The organism is Sulfitobacter sp. M368, assembly GCF_025141875.1.
Classification (GTDB): domain Bacteria; phylum Pseudomonadota; class Alphaproteobacteria; order Rhodobacterales; family Rhodobacteraceae; genus Sulfitobacter; species Sulfitobacter mediterraneus_A.
In genome coordinates this window covers 3,624,162-3,643,107 of record NZ_CP081113.1, presented here as the reverse complement: position 1 = coordinate 3,643,107, position 18,946 = coordinate 3,624,162, and the positions used below count along the sequence as shown (strand labels likewise).

At 58.7% G+C, this 18,946-nt stretch carries 17 protein-coding genes; 12 read left to right on the top strand and 5 right to left on the bottom strand.

Features of this window, described 5'->3' with window-relative positions:
- Positions 1-56: 56 nt before the first annotated feature.
- From K3754_RS17955 to K3754_RS17945, 3 genes are all read left to right on the top strand, one after another.
- Positions 57-1,241 (top strand): aminotransferase class I/II-fold pyridoxal phosphate-dependent enzyme, encoded by a 1,185-nt coding sequence (locus K3754_RS17955; RefSeq protein ID WP_259939078.1) that lies wholly within the window; start codon positions 57-59, stop codon positions 1,239-1,241.
- A gap of 17 nt (positions 1,242-1,258) precedes the next feature.
- Positions 1,259-4,153 (top strand): DNA translocase FtsK, encoded by a 2,895-nt coding sequence (locus K3754_RS17950; protein WP_259939075.1) that lies wholly within the window; start codon positions 1,259-1,261, stop codon positions 4,151-4,153.
- 160 nt (positions 4,154-4,313) lie between these two features.
- Complete coding sequence (locus K3754_RS17945) at positions 4,314-4,922, top strand: outer membrane lipoprotein carrier protein LolA (protein WP_259939072.1); 609 nt, start codon at positions 4,314-4,316, stop codon at positions 4,920-4,922.
- Between the two features lie 34 nt (positions 4,923-4,956).
- Here the strand turns inward: K3754_RS17945 and K3754_RS17940 are convergent, their stop codons facing one another.
- Positions 4,957-5,547, bottom strand: coding sequence for a lytic transglycosylase (locus tag K3754_RS17940; RefSeq protein WP_203209789.1), 591 nt, complete (start codon positions 5,545-5,547; stop codon positions 4,957-4,959).
- Between the two features lie 72 nt (positions 5,548-5,619).
- Positions 5,620-6,501 carry an AEC family transporter gene (locus K3754_RS17935; RefSeq protein WP_259939070.1) on the bottom strand — a complete coding sequence of 294 codons (882 nt, stop codon included), beginning with the start codon at positions 6,499-6,501 and terminating at the stop codon, positions 5,620-5,622.
- An 83-nt stretch (positions 6,502-6,584) separates the two neighbouring features.
- Here K3754_RS17935 and hspQ point away from each other — a divergent pair, with 83 nt between their 5' ends.
- Positions 6,585-6,911, top strand: coding sequence for a heat shock protein HspQ (gene hspQ / locus K3754_RS17930; protein WP_025049429.1), 327 nt, complete (start codon positions 6,585-6,587; stop codon positions 6,909-6,911).
- Positions 6,912-6,957: 46 nt separating this feature from the next.
- Here hspQ and K3754_RS17925 read toward each other — a convergent pair whose 3' ends face one another.
- The 3 genes from K3754_RS17925 to K3754_RS17915 all read right to left on the bottom strand — a co-directional run bounded on the left by K3754_RS17925 (position 6,958) and on the right by K3754_RS17915 (position 9,677).
- Positions 6,958-8,535, bottom strand: coding sequence for a gamma-glutamyltransferase family protein (locus tag K3754_RS17925; RefSeq protein ID WP_259939055.1), 1,578 nt, complete (start codon positions 8,533-8,535; stop codon positions 6,958-6,960).
- A 316-nt stretch (positions 8,536-8,851) separates the two neighbouring features.
- Entirely contained in the window at positions 8,852-9,346 is a 495-nt protein-coding gene (locus K3754_RS17920) for an ATP-binding protein (protein WP_259939052.1), read from the bottom strand.
- The gene (locus tag K3754_RS17915; RefSeq protein WP_259939050.1) at positions 9,339-9,677 is read right to left on the bottom strand and encodes an STAS domain-containing protein; all 339 of its coding nucleotides are present in this window, start codon (positions 9,675-9,677) and stop codon (positions 9,339-9,341) included. Before K3754_RS17915 ends, K3754_RS17920 begins: the two co-directional genes overlap by 8 nt.
- 89 nt (positions 9,678-9,766) lie before the next feature.
- Here K3754_RS17915 and K3754_RS17910 point away from each other — a divergent pair, with 89 nt between their 5' ends.
- The 8 genes from K3754_RS17910 to K3754_RS17875 all read left to right on the top strand — a co-directional run bounded on the left by K3754_RS17910 (position 9,767) and on the right by K3754_RS17875 (position 18,923).
- Positions 9,767-10,939 (top strand): acetyl-CoA C-acyltransferase, encoded by a 1,173-nt coding sequence (locus K3754_RS17910; protein WP_259939047.1) that lies wholly within the window; start codon positions 9,767-9,769, stop codon positions 10,937-10,939.
- A gap of 75 nt (positions 10,940-11,014) precedes the next feature.
- Positions 11,015-11,473, top strand: a complete 459-nt coding sequence (locus K3754_RS17905; protein WP_259939044.1) for a GAF domain-containing protein — start codon at positions 11,015-11,017, stop codon at positions 11,471-11,473.
- 77 nt (positions 11,474-11,550) lie between these two features.
- A complete protein-coding gene (locus K3754_RS17900) occupies positions 11,551-12,123 on the top strand; it encodes a helix-turn-helix domain-containing protein (RefSeq protein WP_259939041.1) in 573 nt (190 codons plus the stop codon).
- A 3-nt stretch (positions 12,124-12,126) separates the two neighbouring features.
- A complete protein-coding gene (locus tag K3754_RS17895; protein WP_259939039.1) occupies positions 12,127-12,747 on the top strand; it encodes a LysE family translocator in 621 nt (206 codons plus the stop codon).
- Positions 12,747-13,139, top strand: a complete 393-nt coding sequence (locus K3754_RS17890) for a GFA family protein (protein WP_203209797.1) — start codon at positions 12,747-12,749, stop codon at positions 13,137-13,139. The genes K3754_RS17895 and K3754_RS17890 overlap by 1 nt, the downstream gene beginning before the upstream one ends.
- 2 nt (positions 13,140-13,141) lie before the next feature.
- Positions 13,142-15,589, top strand: a complete 2,448-nt coding sequence (locus K3754_RS17885) for an FAD-dependent oxidoreductase (RefSeq protein ID WP_259939035.1) — start codon at positions 13,142-13,144, stop codon at positions 15,587-15,589.
- On the top strand, positions 15,586-16,467 hold the full coding sequence (locus tag K3754_RS17880) for a homocysteine S-methyltransferase family protein (protein WP_259939031.1): 882 nt from the start codon (positions 15,586-15,588) through the stop codon (positions 16,465-16,467). Before K3754_RS17885 ends, K3754_RS17880 begins: the two co-directional genes overlap by 4 nt.
- Before the next feature lie 11 nt (positions 16,468-16,478).
- Positions 16,479-18,923 (top strand): FAD-dependent oxidoreductase, encoded by a 2,445-nt coding sequence (locus K3754_RS17875; protein WP_259939029.1) that lies wholly within the window; start codon positions 16,479-16,481, stop codon positions 18,921-18,923.
- Positions 18,924-18,946: the final 23 nt, after the last annotated feature.

Genomic DNA, 18,946 nt, shown 5'->3' with positions numbered 1-18,946 from the left:
CCTTGGGTACTTTGAACAAAACGGGGCGTTAATGATCCCGACCTGAGGCAGTTTTGATGTTGTATCCTGAGCGGTTTTCGAACCTTCCGGCCCATGCGTGGCCGCGCCTGCGCGCCCTTCTGGACGTGCATCAAGGTGGTGGGCCGCTTATTCAAATGACCATCGGGGAACCCAAACACGCCTTTCCGGCGTGGGTTACAGATGTCATTTCGCAAAACGCTGCAGGGTTTAACCGCTATCCGCCCAACGATGGATCGCCAGATTTGCGCGGTGCCATCACCGGCTGGATTGACCGGCGCTATGGCGTTGTCATGGACCCAGAGACCGAAGTGATGGCCCTGAACGGCACGCGTGAGGGGCTTTATAACGCGGTCATGGCGGTTTGCCCCGAAACCAAGAATGGCGAAAAACCTGCCATCTTGATGCCGAACCCATTCTATCAGGTCTATATGATTGGTGCGATTTCTGGTGGTGCCGATCCGATCATGGTGCCCGCAACTGCGGAAACGGGGCATCTGCCGGACTATCACGCATTGCCCGAAGAAGTGCTGCGCCGGACCACGGCGGCCTACATTTGCTCACCAGCCAATCCGCAGGGCGCTGTTGCCGATCGCGACTACTGGACCCGGCTGATTGATCTGGCCGAGACCTATGATTTCAAAATTCTAGCAGATGAATGCTACTCCGAGATCTATCGCGATACCCCGCCGACGGGCGCGATGGAGATGGTTCAGGCATTGGGCACCGACCGCAATCGCGTCGTGATTTTTCATTCGCTCAGCAAACGCTCCAATCTGCCGGGTTTGCGGTCCGGATTTGTGGCCAGCGGGCCAGACACGATCCGCGAGATCAAGCAGTTGCGCAACTATGCAGGCGCACCCTTGCCGCTGCCGCTGCAACAGGCCGCCGCCGCCGTCTGGAGCGATGAGGTGCATGTCGAAGAGAACCGCAGGCTCTATCAGGAAAAGTACCAACTGGCCGACCGCATTCTTGGCAATGTGCCGGGCTACGCCAGCCCGGACGCTGGTTTTTTCCTGTGGCTTCCGGTTGAGGACGACGAAAAAGCAGCGGTCAAGCTGTGGCGCGAGACCGGGGTGAAAGTGCTGCCGGGCGGTTATCTGGCACAAGACGTAAACGGGGAAAACCCGGGCAAGACATATATTCGGGTCGCCTTGGTGGGCCCAAAAGAAGAGACGGCACGCGGATTGGAATTGATCCGCGACTGCCTGTACTCGGCATAATTCGAGGGAACAGAGCAATGGCATATCAGACACGCGGGCGCGATCCTCTGCTGGACAGCAATATGGCTGAAGCGATTGAAAAACGCGGTAAGGAATTGTTGGGCCTTGGCCTGATCCTTCTGGGTATGATGGCTGTTCTGATGATCGGCAGCTACACGCCGGATGATCCAAACTGGATGGTGTCCACCGATGCGCCGGTGCAAAACTGGATGGGCCGTATGGGCGCGTCTATTGCTGCGCCTTTGTTCATGATTGTGGGCTGGGGGTCTTGGGGTCTTGCCGTTGTTCTGTTGGTTTGGGGCATCCGTTTTGCCCTGCACATCGGGCAGGAACGTGCGGTCAGCCGCCTGATTTTTGCGCCCATTGCCGTGGCGCTGGGTGCGATCTATGCCGCGACCCTCGCACCGGGCGAGGAATGGCTGCAAACCCACAGCTTTGGCCTTGGTGGCCTGTTTGGCGACACTGTCATGGGCGCGGTTCTGACGGTTCTGCCGATCGGGTCCAGTTTTACCGTGAAACTGATGTCGTTGTTGATGGGGGTGTCGATCCTGACGCTGGGCGCCTTCGTGCTGGGCTTTACCAAAGCTGAATTGCTGCGCATTGGCCGGTTTTTGTTGGTTGGCGTGATCATGGCCTATGCCATGTTGATGACCCTTTTGGGTCGCGGCGCAACCGGCGCTGTTCAGGCCGCACATCAGTTGCAGGCCCGCCATGCCGCACGCCGCGAACGCCTGAGAAAAGAGGCGGATGAGGCCGCCGCCTATGCCGCGATCCAGGAGCATATGGAGATGACCGCCCAAGCCCAGCTTCAGGCGCAAGCGCCCGCTGAGGAGAAGTCCGGCATCATGGCGCGTATGCCCACCCTGATCAAACGTCCCGAAACCATGCCCGAGCCAGAGTTGGTGGAGACCTACAGCGAAGCCGTCATCGACGAGGTGCCGGGCGAAGATCGGATCAAATCCAAGATTGCCGATGTCATTAAGAACCGCGTGCGCAGCACCACCGCTTTGCACACACCAACAACCGCGCCTCTTACCAAAGGTCGGGGCAGGGGGCCTGATCCGCTTGTGCTGAACACCGCGCCTGTGGCCGAGCTGCCACCAGAGCCGCCGCTGACCGCTTCTTTGCGGGCCGAGCCGCCATTGACGGCCGCCGCCCAGCCGCAGATGCAGGTTCACGCGACTGTGGCGCCTGCACCCGAACCTCTTGTGGCTCAGGTTGCCGCTGATCCGCTGCCGCTTGAAAGCTCTACATTGGTCGAAGCACCTGCGCCCGCACCGGTCATTCCGGTCGCAGAGCCGCGCAAAGTGGTGCAGCAGCCCGCACGCAAAGTGGTGCAGCCGTCCAAGCAAGCCAAAGCCGAAGAACAGCCCACGCTGACCTTCGAAGACACCCACCCTGGTTTCGAACTGCCGCCGCTGAGCCTGCTGGAAAACCCCGAACAGGTTCAACGCTTGCATCTGTCGGATGAAGCGCTCGAAGAAAATGCGCGGATGCTGGAGAACGTATTGGATGACTACGGCGTCAAAGGCGAAATCGTCGCTGTGCGCCCCGGCCCGGTTGTCACCATGTATGAGCTGGAACCCGCGCCGGGCCTCAAGGCCTCTCGCGTCATAGGTTTGGCTGATGACATCGCCCGGTCCATGGCTGCCCTGTCGGCGCGTGTTTCTACCGTGCCCGGACGTTCGGTAATCGGTATCGAACTGCCCAACGAAAACCGCGAAAAGGTGGTTCTGCGCGAAATCCTCGCGGCACGCGATTTCGGCGACAGCAACATGCGCCTGCCGCTTGCATTGGGCAAAGACATTGGCGGTGACGCGGTTGTCGCGAATCTCGCCAAAATGCCCCACCTGCTGATCGCAGGGACCACCGGCTCCGGTAAATCGGTTGCGATCAACACCATGATCCTGAGCCTGCTATACAAGCTGACGCCGGAAGAATGCCGGTTGATCATGATCGACCCCAAAATGCTGGAACTGTCGGTTTATGACGGCATTCCGCATTTGTTGTCGCCGGTTGTAACCGATCCGAAGAAGGCGGTTGTGGCCCTGAAATGGACCGTGGGCGAGATGGAAGAGCGCTATCGCAAGATGTCCAAAATGGGTGTGCGCAACATTGAAGGTTACAACGGCCGCGTGCGCGAAGCCTTGGCCAAGGGTGAAATGTTCAGCCGCACCGTTCAAACAGGATTTGACGAGGACACCGGCGAGCCGATCTTCGAGACCGAAGAGAACACACCCGAGGCGCTGCCCTATATCGTGGTGATCGTGGACGAGATGGCGGATCTGATGATGGTCGCGGGCAAAGAGATCGAAGCCTGCATCCAGCGTCTGGCGCAGATGGCGCGGGCCTCTGGCATTCACCTGATCATGGCAACACAGCGCCCCTCGGTCGACGTGATCACCGGTACGATCAAGGCGAACTTCCCCACGCGGATCTCGTTTCAGGTTACATCCAAGATCGACAGCCGCACCATTCTGGGTGAAATGGGCGCCGAACAGCTTTTGGGCATGGGTGACATGCTTTACATGGCGGGCGGTGCCAAGATCACGCGCTGTCACGGTCCATTTGTGAGCGACGAAGAGGTGGAGGAAATCGTCAATCACCTTAAGGCTTATGGCGAACCGGACTACGTCTCTGGTGTGGTTGAAGGCCCGTCAGAAGACAGCGAAAGCAACATTGATGCAGTGTTGGGCCTGGGCGGCAATACAGATGGCGAAGACGCCCTGTATGACACGGCGGTGCAAATCGTTATCAAAGACCGGAAATGCTCGACCTCCTACATCCAGCGGAAACTGGCGATTGGCTATAACAAAGCCGCACGTCTGGTGGAACAAATGGAAGATCAGGGGCTTGTGTCCCCCGCCAACCATGTCGGAAAACGCGAAATTCTGGTGCCAGAGCAGGGCTAAATCCCTCTTCACCGCCTCAGCACTGTTGAAAACCGCCGGCCCCTGTGCCGGCGGTTTTTCCATTGATGGGCCAAGTTTGCGCGGATTTTTGCGGGCTGATATCGCATAACCGCACAATGCGCCCTATGTGTAAGGCCAAGCAGTCAGACAGGAAGACATTATGCGTATTTTAACGATGGCCGCTGCAGTTACAGCGGCAGCACTTGTGATAGCCCCGGTTGCGGCCCTGGCGGAAAAGTTGCCGTTGGGTGAAATCTCTGCCTATCTGAACAAGTTGCAGACCGCCAAGGGCGAGTTCACGCAGATCAATGACGATGGGTCCATCAGCACCGGCACCATCTATATCAAACGCCCCGGCAAGGTGCGCTTTGAATACAATCCGCCGGAATCGGCCTTGGTGGTCGCGGGCAGCAACACGGTGGTGATTTACGATAAGAAATCCAACCAACCGGCGGAAAGTTATCCTCTGAGCCGCACACCTTTGTCGATCATCCTGGCACGTCAGGTCGATCTGGGACGGGCAAAGATGGTCACCGGACACCGCTTTGACGGCACGGCCACCGTGGTCAAGGCGCAAGATCCTGAAAACCCAGGCTATGGCAATATCGAGCTGAAGTTTACCTCCAATCCGATTGAGCTGCGCCAATGGGTGATCAATGACAGCGGCGGCGGGCAGACCACCGTTGTGCTGGGCGATCTGCAAAAGGGTGTGAGCCTGCCAAACAATCTGTTTGATGTCGGCGCCGCACAATCCGCGCCAAAACGGTAATGAAACCCCTGCCCAAACGGGGCAGGGATAACAATCAGAACCGGCGCAACCGGCAGCTGGAGATTTGTTCGCGGTACATGGCAGATCGGGCGTCAACCTTGCCTGCCACGGCCACCAGCCATGCTTTCCTATTGTAGGTCTGACGGGAAAACCCGGTGTGGCCCTCATGATAGGCCAGATATTGGTTGCGAGCGTCCGTGAGGGGAATGCCATTCCGGTCTTTGCTTTGGGTCATATACCAGCCCATAAAATCGCTGGCATCGCGAATGCGGTCCCGCTTGGCAGTACGCCGGTTTTCGGCGCGGCGATATTCATCCCAAGTCGCATCCAATGCCTGGCTATAGCCATAGGCGCTGGACTGGCGGCCCATCGGAATCACGCCAAGCACATATTTGAACGGTGTGCGCGCATCGGCGACAAATTTGCTTTCCTGATAGATCGTCGCCATCTGGACGTGGATCGGCACGCCCCATTTCCGCTCAACCTTGCGGAAGGCTTTGTAGTATTCGGGGCGCTGCTTGAGGATCGTGCAGGCGTTATCCAGATCCCGCGGGGCAGAAGACTGCCCACCGCCACAGGATGCCACCAACAGCACAATAATCAACGCGCGAAGAGTTTTGCTCATCTGCCTCTCGCTTTTTGTTTTTATATTTTGCCGCAGTTTATCAGATTCTATGCGGGCGTCACATCACAATTTTCACAGCAAAAGCGCCAAGAGTAGCGGCAATGCGCCGATCGACATCAGGGTGGACGCAACGACCAGCCCCGCAACGGCTTGTGATTCTGCTCCGTACTTCTCGGCCAGCAGATAGGACGTAACTGCGACCGGCGTTGCGACCTGCAAAACCAGCACGCCAAAGGCGGTTTTGTCCAAGGCAAACCACCGCCCGGCGAACCAGGCGATCCCCACGCACAGCAGCAGCTTCACAAACGAAAGCACAATCGCCTGACCCATCCCCGCGGGCGAGAGCCGTGCGACGGCCACGCCCAAAGTGATCAACATCAAAGGAATCGCCATCTGCCCCACAAGGCTCAGGGTATTGGTCAGAAACACCGGTGTTTGCCACCCCTGCCACAGGAAAAGCGCGCCCAGCAATGTGGCCCAGACCAAAGGCTCGCGCAGCACTTTGCCAAATGATCCCGCCCCCGCAACAAGCCAGATCCCAAAGGTGAATGACCAGATTGCCATGATCGCAAAAACCACCACCGCATAGCTGAGACCGGTTTCACCAAAGGCAAACAACGCCAGCGGCAGACCCAGATTTCCGGTATTCCCAAAAATCAGCGGTGCGGTAAACGTGCGTCTGTTCAAACCCAACGCCAGCACAAGCACCACCGCCGCGGCTGACACTGCCCCGTAGGCCACCACAGTTGCCAGCGAAAGCGAGGTCAGGGCCGCCGGATCAATCTTCGTGTTCATCAGCGAAACAAAAATCAGGCAGGGCACGGCCAAGGTCATCGCCATTTGGGTCACAAACTGAATGCGGTATTCTAGCCCGACCTTGACCCAGACAAACCCAATCCCAGCCAGTAAAAATACCGGTGCGACGATCTCAAGCACTGTGAGGGTGAGGTTCAACAGTCTGTTTCCTTCAATTGCCGCTGCGTGATTGGACAAAAGCCACTTGAAACGCTACCTAACGAGAGGTAGGGCCTGCAGTTATGCTTCGAACACGCGCTAAATATCACCTTGGGCAAATCGTCCGCCACAAGAAACATCCCTTCCGAGGGGTGATTTTTGATGTCGATCCGGAATTTGCCAATACCGATGAATGGTACGAAGCCATCCCGGAAGAAAGCCGGCCGGTCAAAGACCAGCCGTTCTATCACCTTTTGGCCGAAAACGATCAAAGCTACTATGTGGCTTATGTATCGGAGCAGAACCTGGTTGCCGATTATTCGGGCGAACCTGTGGATCACCCCGACATCCCCGATCTGTTTGGCCCGTTTACCGATGGGGCCTATCCGCTTCATTTCCAGTTGAACTAAAGACGGCGATTTTCGCCGCCCGGTGTTTTGCAACGGGCAATGTGGCTCAGTACCCCAGTGCACATCCGTCTTTCCGCGGATCACTGGCCCCTTCCAACACGCCATCCGGGCGCAGGCGGATCGATTGCGCCCCGCCAATAGCGGTATCCGTAATTACTACCTGATGCCCCAAATCGGTCAGCGACTGGCGCACAGCCTCTGAATAGCCGCGTTCAATCTTTAGCACGCCACCATCCGCAAAGGCCCGCGGCGCATCAATGGCAGACTGCATATCCATTTCGAAGTCCTGCAGGTTGGACACAAACCGCGCATGGCCGCATGGCTGATAGGCCCCACCCATCACGCCAAAGGGCATGATCACCTTGCCGTTTTCACGGATCATCCCCGGAATGATCGTATGCATGGGGCGCTTGCCACCTTTCAGCTCATTGGGGTGGCCCTCTTCTAGGGTAAACCCGGCCCCCCGGTTTTGCAGAAGAATACCAAATTTGTCAGAGGCAATACCCGATCCAAAGCCGTGAAAGATCGAATAAATCATCGAAACGGCCATACCATCGCGGTCTACCACGGTGATATAGACGGTATCTTTATGCACCTGCTCTGTCAGTGGGGCTGCAGCTGGCATGGCCTTCTTGGGATCAATCAATGTCGCCAGCCGCTGCGCAGTTTCCGGGGCCAGCATGTGATCGAGCCGAGTTGTATGATCCGGATCGGCCAGAAACCGGTTGCGGGCGTCATAGGCCAGCTTGCTCGCCTCCGCCTCAATATGAACGCGCTGCGCGCCAAGCGGATCCATCGCCGCAATGTCAAACTGCGCGAGGATATTCAGCAGCAACAACGCCGTTGCGCCCTGCCCATTTGGCGGATGTTCAACAACATCAATGCCCTTGTAGGACGCTTCAACCGGGACCGCTTGGTCGCTGGCCGCGGCGGCAAAATCCTCTGCGGTGTGAGCGCCGCCTTGGGCCGTCAGCGCGGCAATCATATCTTCGGCAATCTCGCCGGTGTAAAACGCATCGCGGCCCGATTTCGCGACGCGGCGTAGCACCTCTGCCTGACCGGGCGCGCGGAAGATATCGCCGGTTTTCAGGGCGCTGCCATTCTTGAGGTAGTGATTTCGGGCGCTGCCCTTAAGCTTTTCAGTTTCTAAAGCCCAATCAAACGCAACGCGCGGCGCAACGGGGACACCCTCATCCGCGTAGTGAATGCTTGGCGCCAGAAGTGTATCAAGCCCCAGTTTCCCAATCCGTTCGGACAACCCGCAAAACGCATCCATCGCCGTTGGAATTGTCACCGCATCCGCAGAGTAAAGTGGCACGGCGGTGTCACCCCGCGCCCGCAATGCCGCTGCATCAAGGGCCGCCGGCGCCCGGCCAGATCCGTTTAGCGCAATCACTTCATCCGACCCGGCTTCTGAATAGAGGACAAAACAATCCCCGCCGATCCCGGTCATTTGCGGCTCACAAATGCCCAACAAGATCGCCCCGGCAATCGCTGCATCCATCGCATTGCCGCCACGTTCCAGAATGTCGATAGCGGTTTTTGCGGCCAAAGGGTGCGAGGTCGCGCACATGCCATTGCTGGCAAACACAGGGGACCGTCCGGGAAAGTGAAAGTCACGCATTGATGGCTCCGTCAGTTTGATTTGACCGGAACCTAGCCCGCGAGTGCAGGGCTGCCAATGATATAGGGAAAAGATCCTCGGCGCCGCGCATTGGGTGGGGGCTATAAAGCGCGCCGCCGAGGGAAGCCTTGTGAAGCTACAAAACCAGATATGCCCCCAGACAACGGCGCAATTATGATCAGATCACGGCACTTGTGGGAAACATCAGGGCAGCTTTGAGGCATGGTAAACGGTATGAGCTTGCAGGGACTGCACAACCGAAATGCCCCGCAAGCGAGATCGCTGGCAGGGCTTTCAAAAACGAAGGAAATGGAGGTTAAACCTCGGCGTGCAAAGCCACGGCCAATCGCAGGTCAAGCTGGTTGGTGTGTCCAACCCGCCGATACCGGATGTCCTTTGCCAGATCCTGTATCAGGAACCACCCAAAACCGCCCTCCGGCATGTCAGGGGTATCCACGTTGATATCTTGGGCCATCCCGATCGGTGTCTTGCCATCCGGCATGGCCATCCCGCGATCCACAATCCGAAGGTGGAGCCCATCACGAAGTTGTTTGCACCGGATATGAATGGCCTCTTTGCGCTTGCGGTCTGAATAGGCATGTTCAACAATGTTGTTCAATGCCTCGGCCATCACCAACTCGACCGTACCGGCCTCTTCTACATCCAGGGCGAGTGGCCCCAATCCCGCCAGCAAGGCACTGAGCGCTCCACGCACGTCGGATTGTTGGCTGTCGAGCGACACTTCAAACGGCGGCAAATATCCCAAGGTCAAAGCTCCTGTGTCAGCGACCGGCATGTCCTGCTTATGCATGGTGAACCGCCAGAGCATCATCAAGGGTGGCAAACAATTGGAAAACACTGTCCATCCGGGTCAGGGTAAAGACCCGCTCAACCGGGGCGCTCAGCCCGGCCAGAACCAGCTGTCGGTCTGGCGCAAGGTGTTTCATGGTTGCGACAATTGCGCCCAGCCCGCTGCTGTCAATGAACTGCACCTGTGCCAGGTTGAGGATCACCATCGCGCCTGATCCAACGGTATTGCGCCGCATGGCGTCTTTAAAGGCAAGCGCGACAACCGCATCAATGCGATCCTCCTGAACCGTCACGACACATCTGTCCCCTTCAATCTTCGTGGAAACTTTCATAAGTAAACCCCTGAGACCCGAGCGTTGCATCAAGGCATAGCGGTAAATCCTTACCAACTGATGATCAGACGCCAAGCAAGGAGAACGTGATGCGAAATGTTGTAATTGCGGGCGCGGCCCGTACGCCCATGGGCGGATTTCAGGGTGCATTTGAAGGCATGACAGCCGCCGAGTTGGGCGGCCACGCCATCAAGGCCGCGTTGGACGGCGCGGGCCCCGCGCAGGTTGAAGAGGTGCTCATGGGCTGCGTTCTGCCCGCCGGTCAGGGGCAAGCGCCTGCGCGGCAGGCCGGTTTTGCCGCTGGTCTGGGCGAAGAGGTGCCTGCCACAACCCTGAACAAGATGTGCGGCTCCGGCATGAAGGCCGCAATGATCGCATTTGATCAGGTCGCCCTTGGCCATACGGACGTCATGGTCGCAGGCGGCATGGAGAGCATGACAAATGCGCCTTACGTTCTGCCTAAAATGCGCGGTGGTGCGCGGCTCGGCCATGGCCAGGTGATTGACCACATGTTCCTCGACGGGCTCGAAGATGCCTATGACAAGGGCCGCCTGATGGGCACCTTTGCCGAAGATTGCGCCGAGGCATTCCAGTTCACGCGTGAAACCCAGGACGAATATGCGCTTGCCTCGTTGTCTCGGGCGCTCGAAGCGCAAAACAGCGGTGCGTTCGAGCACGAGATCGCCCCGCTTGGGGTCCGTTCGCGCAAGGGCACCACAACCGTTTCAGCCGATGAGCAACCCGCCAGCGCGCGCCCCGAAAAGATCCCGCAGCTCAAACCAGCCTTCCGCGAAGGTGGCACGGTCACAGCTGCCAATTCCTCCTCAATCTCTGACGGCGCTGCCGCGCTGGTCTTGGCCTCAGAAGAGGCCGCCAAGGCGCAAGGCCTGACCATCCGCGCCCGCATTATGGGCCACGCCAGCCATGCCCAGGCGCCAGGTTTGTTTACCACCGCACCGGTGCCCGCCGCGCAAAAACTGCTGGACCGAATCGGCTGGTCAAAAGAGGATGTCGATCTGTGGGAAGTGAACGAAGCCTTTGCCGTTGTGCCACTGGCCTTCATGCATGAGATGGATCTCAGCCATGACATCGTGAACGTCAACGGCGGCGCCTGCGCACTGGGCCATCCTATCGGCGCTTCGGGTGCCCGGATCATGGTAACGCTGCTCAACGCCCTCGAAAAACGCAATCTCAAGCGGGGCATCGCGGCCATCTGCATCGGCGGCGGCGAAGGAACTGCCATTGCAATCGAACGGGTCTGAACCCTTTTTGGCCTAAAATACTCACGGGGGTCCGGGGGCAGTCAGCCCCCGGTCGCCGTTTCAAGGGCACACATCATGACTGTCGATTACCCAACCCTCGCCAAAACCCTTGCCGCCCTCACAGAGGGGGAAACGGACGCTGTTGCTTTGATGGCGACCGTGGCCTGCGAGGTGCATCATGCAGATGACCGCTTTGACTGGACCGGCTTTTACCGCGTCACAGGTCCAGAAATGCTCAAGATCGGGCCGTATCAAGGCGGCCACGGATGCCTGACGATCCCGTTCTCGCGCGGGGTCTGCGGGGCGGCGGCGCGGGAACAGGCGGTGCAACTGGTCGCGGATGTGGATGCTTTCCCTGGCCACATCGCCTGCGCCTCTTCCACCCGGTCTGAACTTGTTTTGCCGGTGTTTGATGGCAAAGGCCGCCTGATCGCGGTGTTTGATATCGACAGCGACCAACCCGCGGCGTTTACGGACGGGGATGCAGAGGCCCTGACAAGGATCCTCAGCGCAGTTTTTGCGCGGGCAGAGTAATCGCGTGAAATAAATCTGGATTTTTTCACGCGACTCAGGCATCGTGAAATTCGCGTTAGAATTTTCACGGACCTGACATGCAACACAGCACCCCGGACAGACCAGACACTTTGGGCGCCGATCTGCGGGCCCTGCGCAAAAGCCGGGGCTTGACGCTGACCGATATGGCCGATGCGCTGGGCCGGTCCGTCGGCTGGCTCAGCCAGGTTGAACGGGACATCTCAGAGCCTTCCATCACCGATCTACGTCATATCGCGGCGGCGCTGGATGTTTCCGTGTCCATGCTGTTCCGCCACGAGGCCGCCCCTGCCCATGAGGCAGGCTTTGTCGTGCGCAAAGATGCCCGCCGGACCATTGGTGCCTACACCGCCGGATTGGTTGAAGAGCTGCTTTCCCCCGATCTGACTGATGATTTCGAGATGGTGCATTCCACCTTTCAGCCGCACAGCCGCATCACCGAAGAGGTCACGCGCCAGACGCAAGAGGTGGGTTATTTGCTGTCCGGTAAATTGGAGATCGAAATCAACGGCACCACCCATTTGATCCACCCCGGTGACAGTTTCCGCATCCGGGGCGAACCATTTCGCTGGTCCAATCCCTTTGACGCACCTGCCGTGGCGATCTGGGTCATCGCCCCGCCGGAGTATTGACGTATGAGCTTTGAGGCCTGGATCGTATTCGCGCTGTTCTGGTTGGTTTTTGTCACCACGCCAGGCCCAAATGCCGTCAACTGCATCAGCAACGGCATGACTCTGGGTTTCCGCCGCAGCCTGATTGGTGTGCTCGCCATCCTCACACAGGCCACGCTCTTCCTGATCTTGTCCGCTTTGGGCGTCACCGCATTGATCACGGCATCACCGCTGGCCTTCACGGCGGCCAAGCTGATCGGCGCGGGCTTTCTGATTTATCTCGGCGTGCGCGGCTGGCTGAATGCCAGCAAGCCGGTGCCAGAGATCACACGGCCCGCACGGTCGATCTATTTGCGAGCCTTTGCGATCGCCACCATCAACCCCAAAAGCGTGGCAGGCTACCTCGCGGCCTTTTCCCAGTTTGTCCAACCAGATGTTCCGATCTGGGACCAGATGGTGGTGATCATGCCTACCGCGCTGACGCTCACCGCGCTCAGCTACACAAGCTTTACCGCGCTTGGCGCTGGGCTGGGCCGTGCGGCGATGGGGGCGGTGTTCAACATTTGGGTGCGCCGGGTCATGGCGGTCTGTTTTATAATCTACGGCACCCTTCTGGGCAGTGCCGTTACACCGGGGAGGGCGTGATGCCAGATCAAAGCAACATTCTGAAGGGCAGCTGCAACTGCGGCGCAGTCACCTTTACCGTACGCGATGGCGGGCAAAGCGTATCGGCCTGCCACTGCGGCCAATGCCGCAAGCAATCGGGCAACTACTGGGCCTCCGGCTATGCGCCCCGGTCAAACTTCGACATCACTGGCGAAGTGCGTTGGTTCGATTTGACCAAAACCGCCACCCGCGGCTTTTGCCCCGCTTGCGGCTGTTTCCTGTTCTGGAAAGCCCACGATGAAGACGGAATGAGCTTTTCATTGGGTGCCATTGACGGTCCGACCGGGCTGACTCTGCAAAAACACATCTTCGTCGCGGACAAGGGTGATTATTACGAGATCGCGGACGGCGTGCCGCAAAGGGAGCAATAAAGATGAGCAACTTTCCATCAACGGCCCGCGTGGTCATCATCGGCGGCGGCGTTGTCGGTGTGTCATCGCTGTACCATCTGGCCAAGGCCGGCTGGACCGATTGTGTGCTGCTCGAAAAGAACGAACTGACAGCAGGCTCCACCTGGCACGCGGCGGGCAATTGCCCCAACTTCTCGACCTCCTGGGCGATCATGAACATGCAGCGCTACTCGCTGGGTCTTTATGCAGGGCTGGAAAAAGAGGTGGATTACCCGATGAATTATCACGTCACCGGCTCCATCCGGCTGGCGCACAGCAAAGAGCGGATGCAGGAATTTGAACGCGCTCGGTCCATGGGCAATTACCAAGGTCTCGACCTTGAAATGATGGCCGTGTCAGACATGAAAGACCGCTATCCCTTCATTGAAACTCATGATCTTGAAGGGGGGCTGTGGGATCCGGCAGATGGTGACATCGATCCAGCGCAGTTGACTCAGGCCCTGGCCAAAGGGGCACGGGAAATGGGCGCACGGATCGAACGCTTCTGCCCTGCAACGGGCGTGACCCGCGAGGGATCCGAATGGATTGTGCACACGGACAAGGGCGATATCCGCTGTGAATATGTGGTGAATGCCGCTGGCTACTATGCACAGCGGGTGGCTGAGTGGTTCAAGCCCTATGGCGGGCGCACCTTGCCGATGACCGTGATGAGCCACCAGTATTTCCTGACCGAAGAGATCCCCGAACTGGCTGCCTGGACCAAGGAAAATGGCCGCAAGGTGCCTCTGCTGCGGGACGTGGACACCTCCTACTACCTGCGTCAGGACAAGAATGGTCTCAACCTCGGCCCCTATGAACGGAACTGCAAGGCCCACTGGGTCACGCCGCAAGACCCCATGCCCGAGGATTTCTCGTTCCAACTTTATCCCGACGATCTGGAGCGTCTGGAATGGTACATCGAAGACGCAATGGCGCGGGTGCCGATTCTGGGAACCGCCGGTGTGGGCCGCGTAATCAACGGGCCAATTCCTTATGCGCCAGACGGTCTTCCGCTGATTGGACCGATGCCTGGGGTTCCGAATGCCTTTGAGGCTTGCGTGTTCACCTTTGGGATCACCCAGGGTGGCGGCGCGGGCAAGGTGCTCGCTGAATGGATCACCGAGGGTCAAACCGAGTGGGACATGTGGGCGGTCGATCCGCGCCGCTACACCGACTACACCGATCAGGACTTCTGCGATCAAAAAGCGATGGAAACCTATGGTCACGAATACGCCATGCACTTCCCGCATCATGTCTGGCCTGCGGGACGTGACCGCAAGCTGTCTCCGGTCCATGACAAAATCCTCGCGGCAGGTGGGCAGATGGGCACCTTCAACGGCTGGGAACGGGCCAACTGGTTTGCCAAACCGGGGGATGATACCTCTGAGGAAAGCACCCAGACATGGGATCGCAACGGCCCATGGGCGCTGCGCGTCAAAGAAGAGGTCGAGGCAGTGCGCGATGGTGTGGGCGTTCTGGATCTGCCGGGTTTTTCCCGTTTCAATTTGTCGGGTGACGGCGCTGCCGAATGGTTGCGCGGACGGATCACCGGCGGATTGCCCAAAGTGGGGCGTATGAACCTGGCCTATTTTGGCGACAATCGCGGGCGCATACTGACCGAAATGTCGATCCTGCGGCACGGCGAGGATCACTTTACCCTGATCACTGCTGCCACAGCGCAATGGCATGATTTTGACATCCTGCGCCCGGCGCGGGATGCAGGGTTGACCCTGACGGATCACACCACTGAATACTCAACACTGATCGTCACCGGCCCGCAAAGCCGTGCGCTGTTTGAAGCGTTGGAGACCAAGGCGGACCTGTCCTTGGGTTGGTTGACCCATCAAGCGGCCGAAGTGGCGGGCAAGCCCTGTGCGCTGGCGCGAGTCAGCTTTGCTGGCGAATTGGGTTGGGAGATTCATGCCGCAAATGCCGATATTCCCGCGCTTTATGATGCGGTGATCGGCGCAGGTGCGAAACCCTTTGGGATGTTCGCGTTGAATTCCATGCGGATCGAAAAAGGCTACCGCGCCTGGAAGGGGGATCTGTCCACCGACTACACCTTGTTGGAAGGGGGGCTCGACCGCTTTGTCAAACTCGACAAACCGCAGGATTTCCCCGGCAAGGCCGCGATGCAGTTGGAAAAGCAGGCAGGCAGCAAGAAACGCTTTGTCATCATGACCGTAGATGCAGGCGATCAGGACGCGCCCTATATGTCGACGGTCTGGCATGATGGCGCGGTTGTGGGCGAGACCACATCAGGCGATTGGGGCTACCGCGTGAACAGCTCAATTGCGCTGGGCATGTTGCGGGCCGATCTGGCGGTGCCCGGCACAGAGGTCGAGATCGATATCTTTGGCAAGATGTGCAAAGCCACGGTTCAACCCGATCAGCCGCTTTGGGACCCTCAAAACGAACGCATCCGGGCATGAGCGCGATCACGCTTCTGGATGGCGGCATGGGCCAAGAACTGGTGCACCGCGCCGGAGACAGGCCAACGCCTTTGTGGTCCACACAGGTGATGGTGGATCACCCCGGATTGGTGGCCGAAGTCCACGGTGATTATGCAGATGCCGGGGCCTCGGTGGCCACCACCAACAGCTATGCAATTCACCGGGACCGTCTGCTGGGGACGCCTCTCGAAGATCAATTGGCCGAACTGTTGGCGCTTGCGCTCAAAGAGGCGCAGAACAGCGGCTCTGCGCGCATCGCGGGGGCGATTGGGCCGCTGGTTGCCTCTTACAGGCCGGATTTGCATCCGGACCCTGACACGGCGACACCGGCCTATGCCGAAATCGCCCAGGCCTTGGCGCCGGGATGCGATCTCATTCTGGCAGAAACCGTTGCCTCAGTGGACCATGCCCGCTCCGTTCTGGCAGGGGCGCTGAGTGCTGGCAAACCTGTCTGGATCGCGATGACGGTGGATGATCAAGACGGCACCCGCCTGCGCTCGGGAGAGCATCTGGCAGAGGCGGTTGCGGCGGTGGCCGATCATGCGGATGCCGTGCTCGTCAATTGCTCCGCTCCTGAGGCCGTGCCTGCGGCGCTGCCTATTTTGGCCGCATCTGCCCGCCCTTTTGGAGCCTATGCCAATGGGTTTGAAAAGATCGCCGAAGGTTTTCTAACGGCAAAGCCGACGGTTGATGCGCTGACCTCCAGACGCGACTTGACCCCTGCGGCCTATGCCGAGCTCGTTTTGCGCTGGGTGGATCAGGGTGCCACCATCGTTGGTGGCTGCTGCGAGGTTGGCCCCAAGCATATCAAAGAAATTCACCGTCGCTTGTTGGCGGCAGATTATACCATCATTTGAAGGGTTCATCCATGGCCATCCCCCCCTCACACGCCCGCGTTGTCATCATCGGTGGCGGCGTCATCGGTTGTTCCGTTGCCTACCACCTGACCAAGCTGGGGTGGAAAGATGTTGTTCTGCTGGAGCGCAAACAACTGACCTCTGGCACCACTTGGCATGCGGCCGGTCTGATTGCCCAATTGCGGGCCACGGCCAATATGACCAAGCTGGCGAAGTATTCGCAGGAACTCTACGGCAATCTGGAAACCGAAACAGGTGTGGCCACTGGCTTCAAACGCTGCGGGTCGATCACCGTGGCCCTGACCGAAGAGCGCCGCGAAGAAATTTACCGCCAGGCGGCGATGGCCCGTGCCTTTGGCGTTGATGTTGAGGAAATCAGCCCCGAAGAGGTGCTGGAAAAATACGAGCATCTGAACATCGAAGGTGTCACCGGAGCGGTCTATCTGGACAAGGACGGGCAGGGCGATCCTGCCAATATCGCGCTTGCGATGGCCAAGGGCGCACGACAAGGCGGCGCACAGGTGCTGGAACGCACCCGCGCCACCGGTGTCACCCGCGAGGGACGGCGGATCACCGGCGTGGATTGGGCACAGGGCGAGGACAGCGGCCATATCGCCTGCGACATGGTGGTGAATTGCGGCGGCATGTGGGGGCATGAGGTTGGCCGGATGCTGGGCGTGAATGTGCCACTTCAGGCCTGCGAGCATTTCTATATCGTGACCGAAGCCATCGAAGGGCTGAAACAACTGCCGGTTCTGCGGGTGCCGGACGAATGCGCCTATTACAAAGAAGATGCAGGCAAGATTTTGCTTGGCGCATTTGAACCCAACGCCAAACCTTGGGCGTTGGATGGTATTCCGGCGGACTTTGAATTTGATCAACTGCCCGAAGATTTTGACCACTTCGAGCCTATCCTCGAACACGCAGTGAACCGGATGCCGATGCTGGCAGAGGCCGGCATTCACACATTCTTCAACGGCCCCGAGAGCTTTACCCCGGACGACGCCTATCACCTTGGCCTCGCGCCGGAGATGGACAATGTCTGGGTCGCGGCGGGCTTTAACTCCATTGGTATCCAATCGGCTGGCGGCGCTGGCATGGCATTGGCGCAATGGATGCACGACGGCGAGAAACCCTTTGATCTGGGCGATGTCGACATCAGCCGCATGCAGCCTTTCCAAGGCAACAAGACCTATCTGGCCGAACGGTCCAAGGAAACTCTGGGCCTGCTCTATGCCGATCACTATCCCTTCCGGCAAAAGGCCACAGCGCGCGGGGTGCGCCGCACCCCATTCCATCAGCACCTCAAGGATCGCGGCGCCGTTATGGGCGAACTGGCGGGATGGGAACGCGCCAACTGGTTTACGGTTCCGGGGCAGACACCGGAATATGAATACAGCTGGAAGCGGCAGAACTTCTTTGACAATGTCCGCGCCGAACATATGGCCGTACGTGAGAACGTCGGCATGTACGACATGTCATCCTTTGGCAAAATCCGCGTTGAGGGCCGGGACGCCTGCGCCTTTATGAACCACATCGGCGGCGGGCAATACGACGTGCCTGTGGGCAAAATTGTCTACACCCAATTTCTGAACCAACGTGGCGGAATCGAGGCGGATGTGACCGTCACGCGCCTGTCCGAAACCGCCTATCTGGTGGTGACACCTGCGGCAACGCGTCTGGCTGATGAAACATGGATGCGCCGCCATCAGGGCGCGTTCAACGTGGTCATCACGGATGTCACGGCGGGTGAGGGTGTTCTGGCCGTGATGGGGCCAAATGCCCGCAAACTGCTGCAAGCCGTCTCGCCCGATGATTTCAGCAATGCGGTCAATCCTTTCGGCACCGCGCAAGAGATCGAGATCGGGATGGGCCTCGCCCGCGTGCACCGCGTGACTTACGTAGGTGAACTGGGCTGGGAGATCTACGTCAGTGCCGATCAATCGGCACATGTGTTTGAAACGCTCGCAGAGGCTGGTGCGGATATGGATCTGAAACTCTGCGGGATGCATATGATGGACAGTTGCCGCATCGAAAAAGGCTTTCGCCATTTTGGCCATGACATCACCGCAGAAGATCATGTGTTGGAGGCGGGCCTCGGCTTTGCCGTGAAAACCGACAAGCCTGACTTTATCGGCCGCGATGCGGTGCTGCGCAAAAAGGAAACCGGGCTGGACGCGCGAATGGTGCAGTTCCGACTGACCGATCCTGAACCACTGCTCTACCACAATGAACCGGTGCTGCGGGACGGCGAGATTGTCGGCTATCTGTCCTCGGGGTCATATGGCCATGCATTGGGCGGAGCGATCGGCCTTGGCTATGTGCCGTGTAAAGGGGAAAGTGCGGCAGATGTACTGGCCTCGTCCTACGAAATCGACGTGGCAGGCACCCGCGTCAAGGCAGATGTATCGCTGAAACCGATGTATGATCCCGCCTCTGAACGGGTCAAAGTTTAGGGGTGGTCGCCCTCCACAATCGC

Excerpts from the sequence above, each read along its gene's own strand:
- K3754_RS17940 (WP_203209789.1), bottom strand. The coding sequence starts at position 5,547 with ATGAGCAAAACTCTTCGCGCGTTGATTATTGTGCTGTTGGTGGCATCC.
- K3754_RS17920 (WP_259939052.1), bottom strand. The coding sequence starts at position 9,346 with ATGCATAAGCAGGACATGCCGGTCGCTGACACAGGAGCTTTGACCTTG.
- K3754_RS17895 (WP_259939039.1), top strand. The coding sequence starts at position 12,127 with ATGAGCTTTGAGGCCTGGATCGTATTCGCGCTGTTCTGGTTGGTTTTT.
- K3754_RS17905 (WP_259939044.1), top strand. The coding sequence starts at position 11,015 with ATGACTGTCGATTACCCAACCCTCGCCAAAACCCTTGCCGCCCTCACA.
- K3754_RS17915 (WP_259939050.1), bottom strand. The coding sequence starts at position 9,677 with ATGAAAGTTTCCACGAAGATTGAAGGGGACAGATGTGTCGTGACGGTT.
- K3754_RS17880 (WP_259939031.1), top strand. The coding sequence starts at position 15,586 with ATGAGCGCGATCACGCTTCTGGATGGCGGCATGGGCCAAGAACTGGTG.
- K3754_RS17950 (WP_259939075.1), top strand. The coding sequence starts at position 1,259 with ATGGCATATCAGACACGCGGGCGCGATCCTCTGCTGGACAGCAATATG.
- K3754_RS17925 (WP_259939055.1), bottom strand. The coding sequence starts at position 8,535 with ATGCGTGACTTTCACTTTCCCGGACGGTCCCCTGTGTTTGCCAGCAAT.
- hspQ (WP_025049429.1), top strand. The coding sequence starts at position 6,585 with ATGCTTCGAACACGCGCTAAATATCACCTTGGGCAAATCGTCCGCCAC.
- K3754_RS17890 (WP_203209797.1), top strand. The coding sequence starts at position 12,747 with ATGCCAGATCAAAGCAACATTCTGAAGGGCAGCTGCAACTGCGGCGCA.
- K3754_RS17910 (WP_259939047.1), top strand. The coding sequence starts at position 9,767 with ATGCGAAATGTTGTAATTGCGGGCGCGGCCCGTACGCCCATGGGCGGA.
- K3754_RS17900 (WP_259939041.1), top strand. The coding sequence starts at position 11,551 with ATGCAACACAGCACCCCGGACAGACCAGACACTTTGGGCGCCGATCTG.
- K3754_RS17955 (WP_259939078.1), top strand. The coding sequence starts at position 57 with ATGTTGTATCCTGAGCGGTTTTCGAACCTTCCGGCCCATGCGTGGCCG.
- K3754_RS17875 (WP_259939029.1), top strand. The coding sequence starts at position 16,479 with ATGGCCATCCCCCCCTCACACGCCCGCGTTGTCATCATCGGTGGCGGC.
- K3754_RS17885 (WP_259939035.1), top strand. The coding sequence starts at position 13,142 with ATGAGCAACTTTCCATCAACGGCCCGCGTGGTCATCATCGGCGGCGGC.
- K3754_RS17945 (WP_259939072.1), top strand. The coding sequence starts at position 4,314 with ATGCGTATTTTAACGATGGCCGCTGCAGTTACAGCGGCAGCACTTGTG.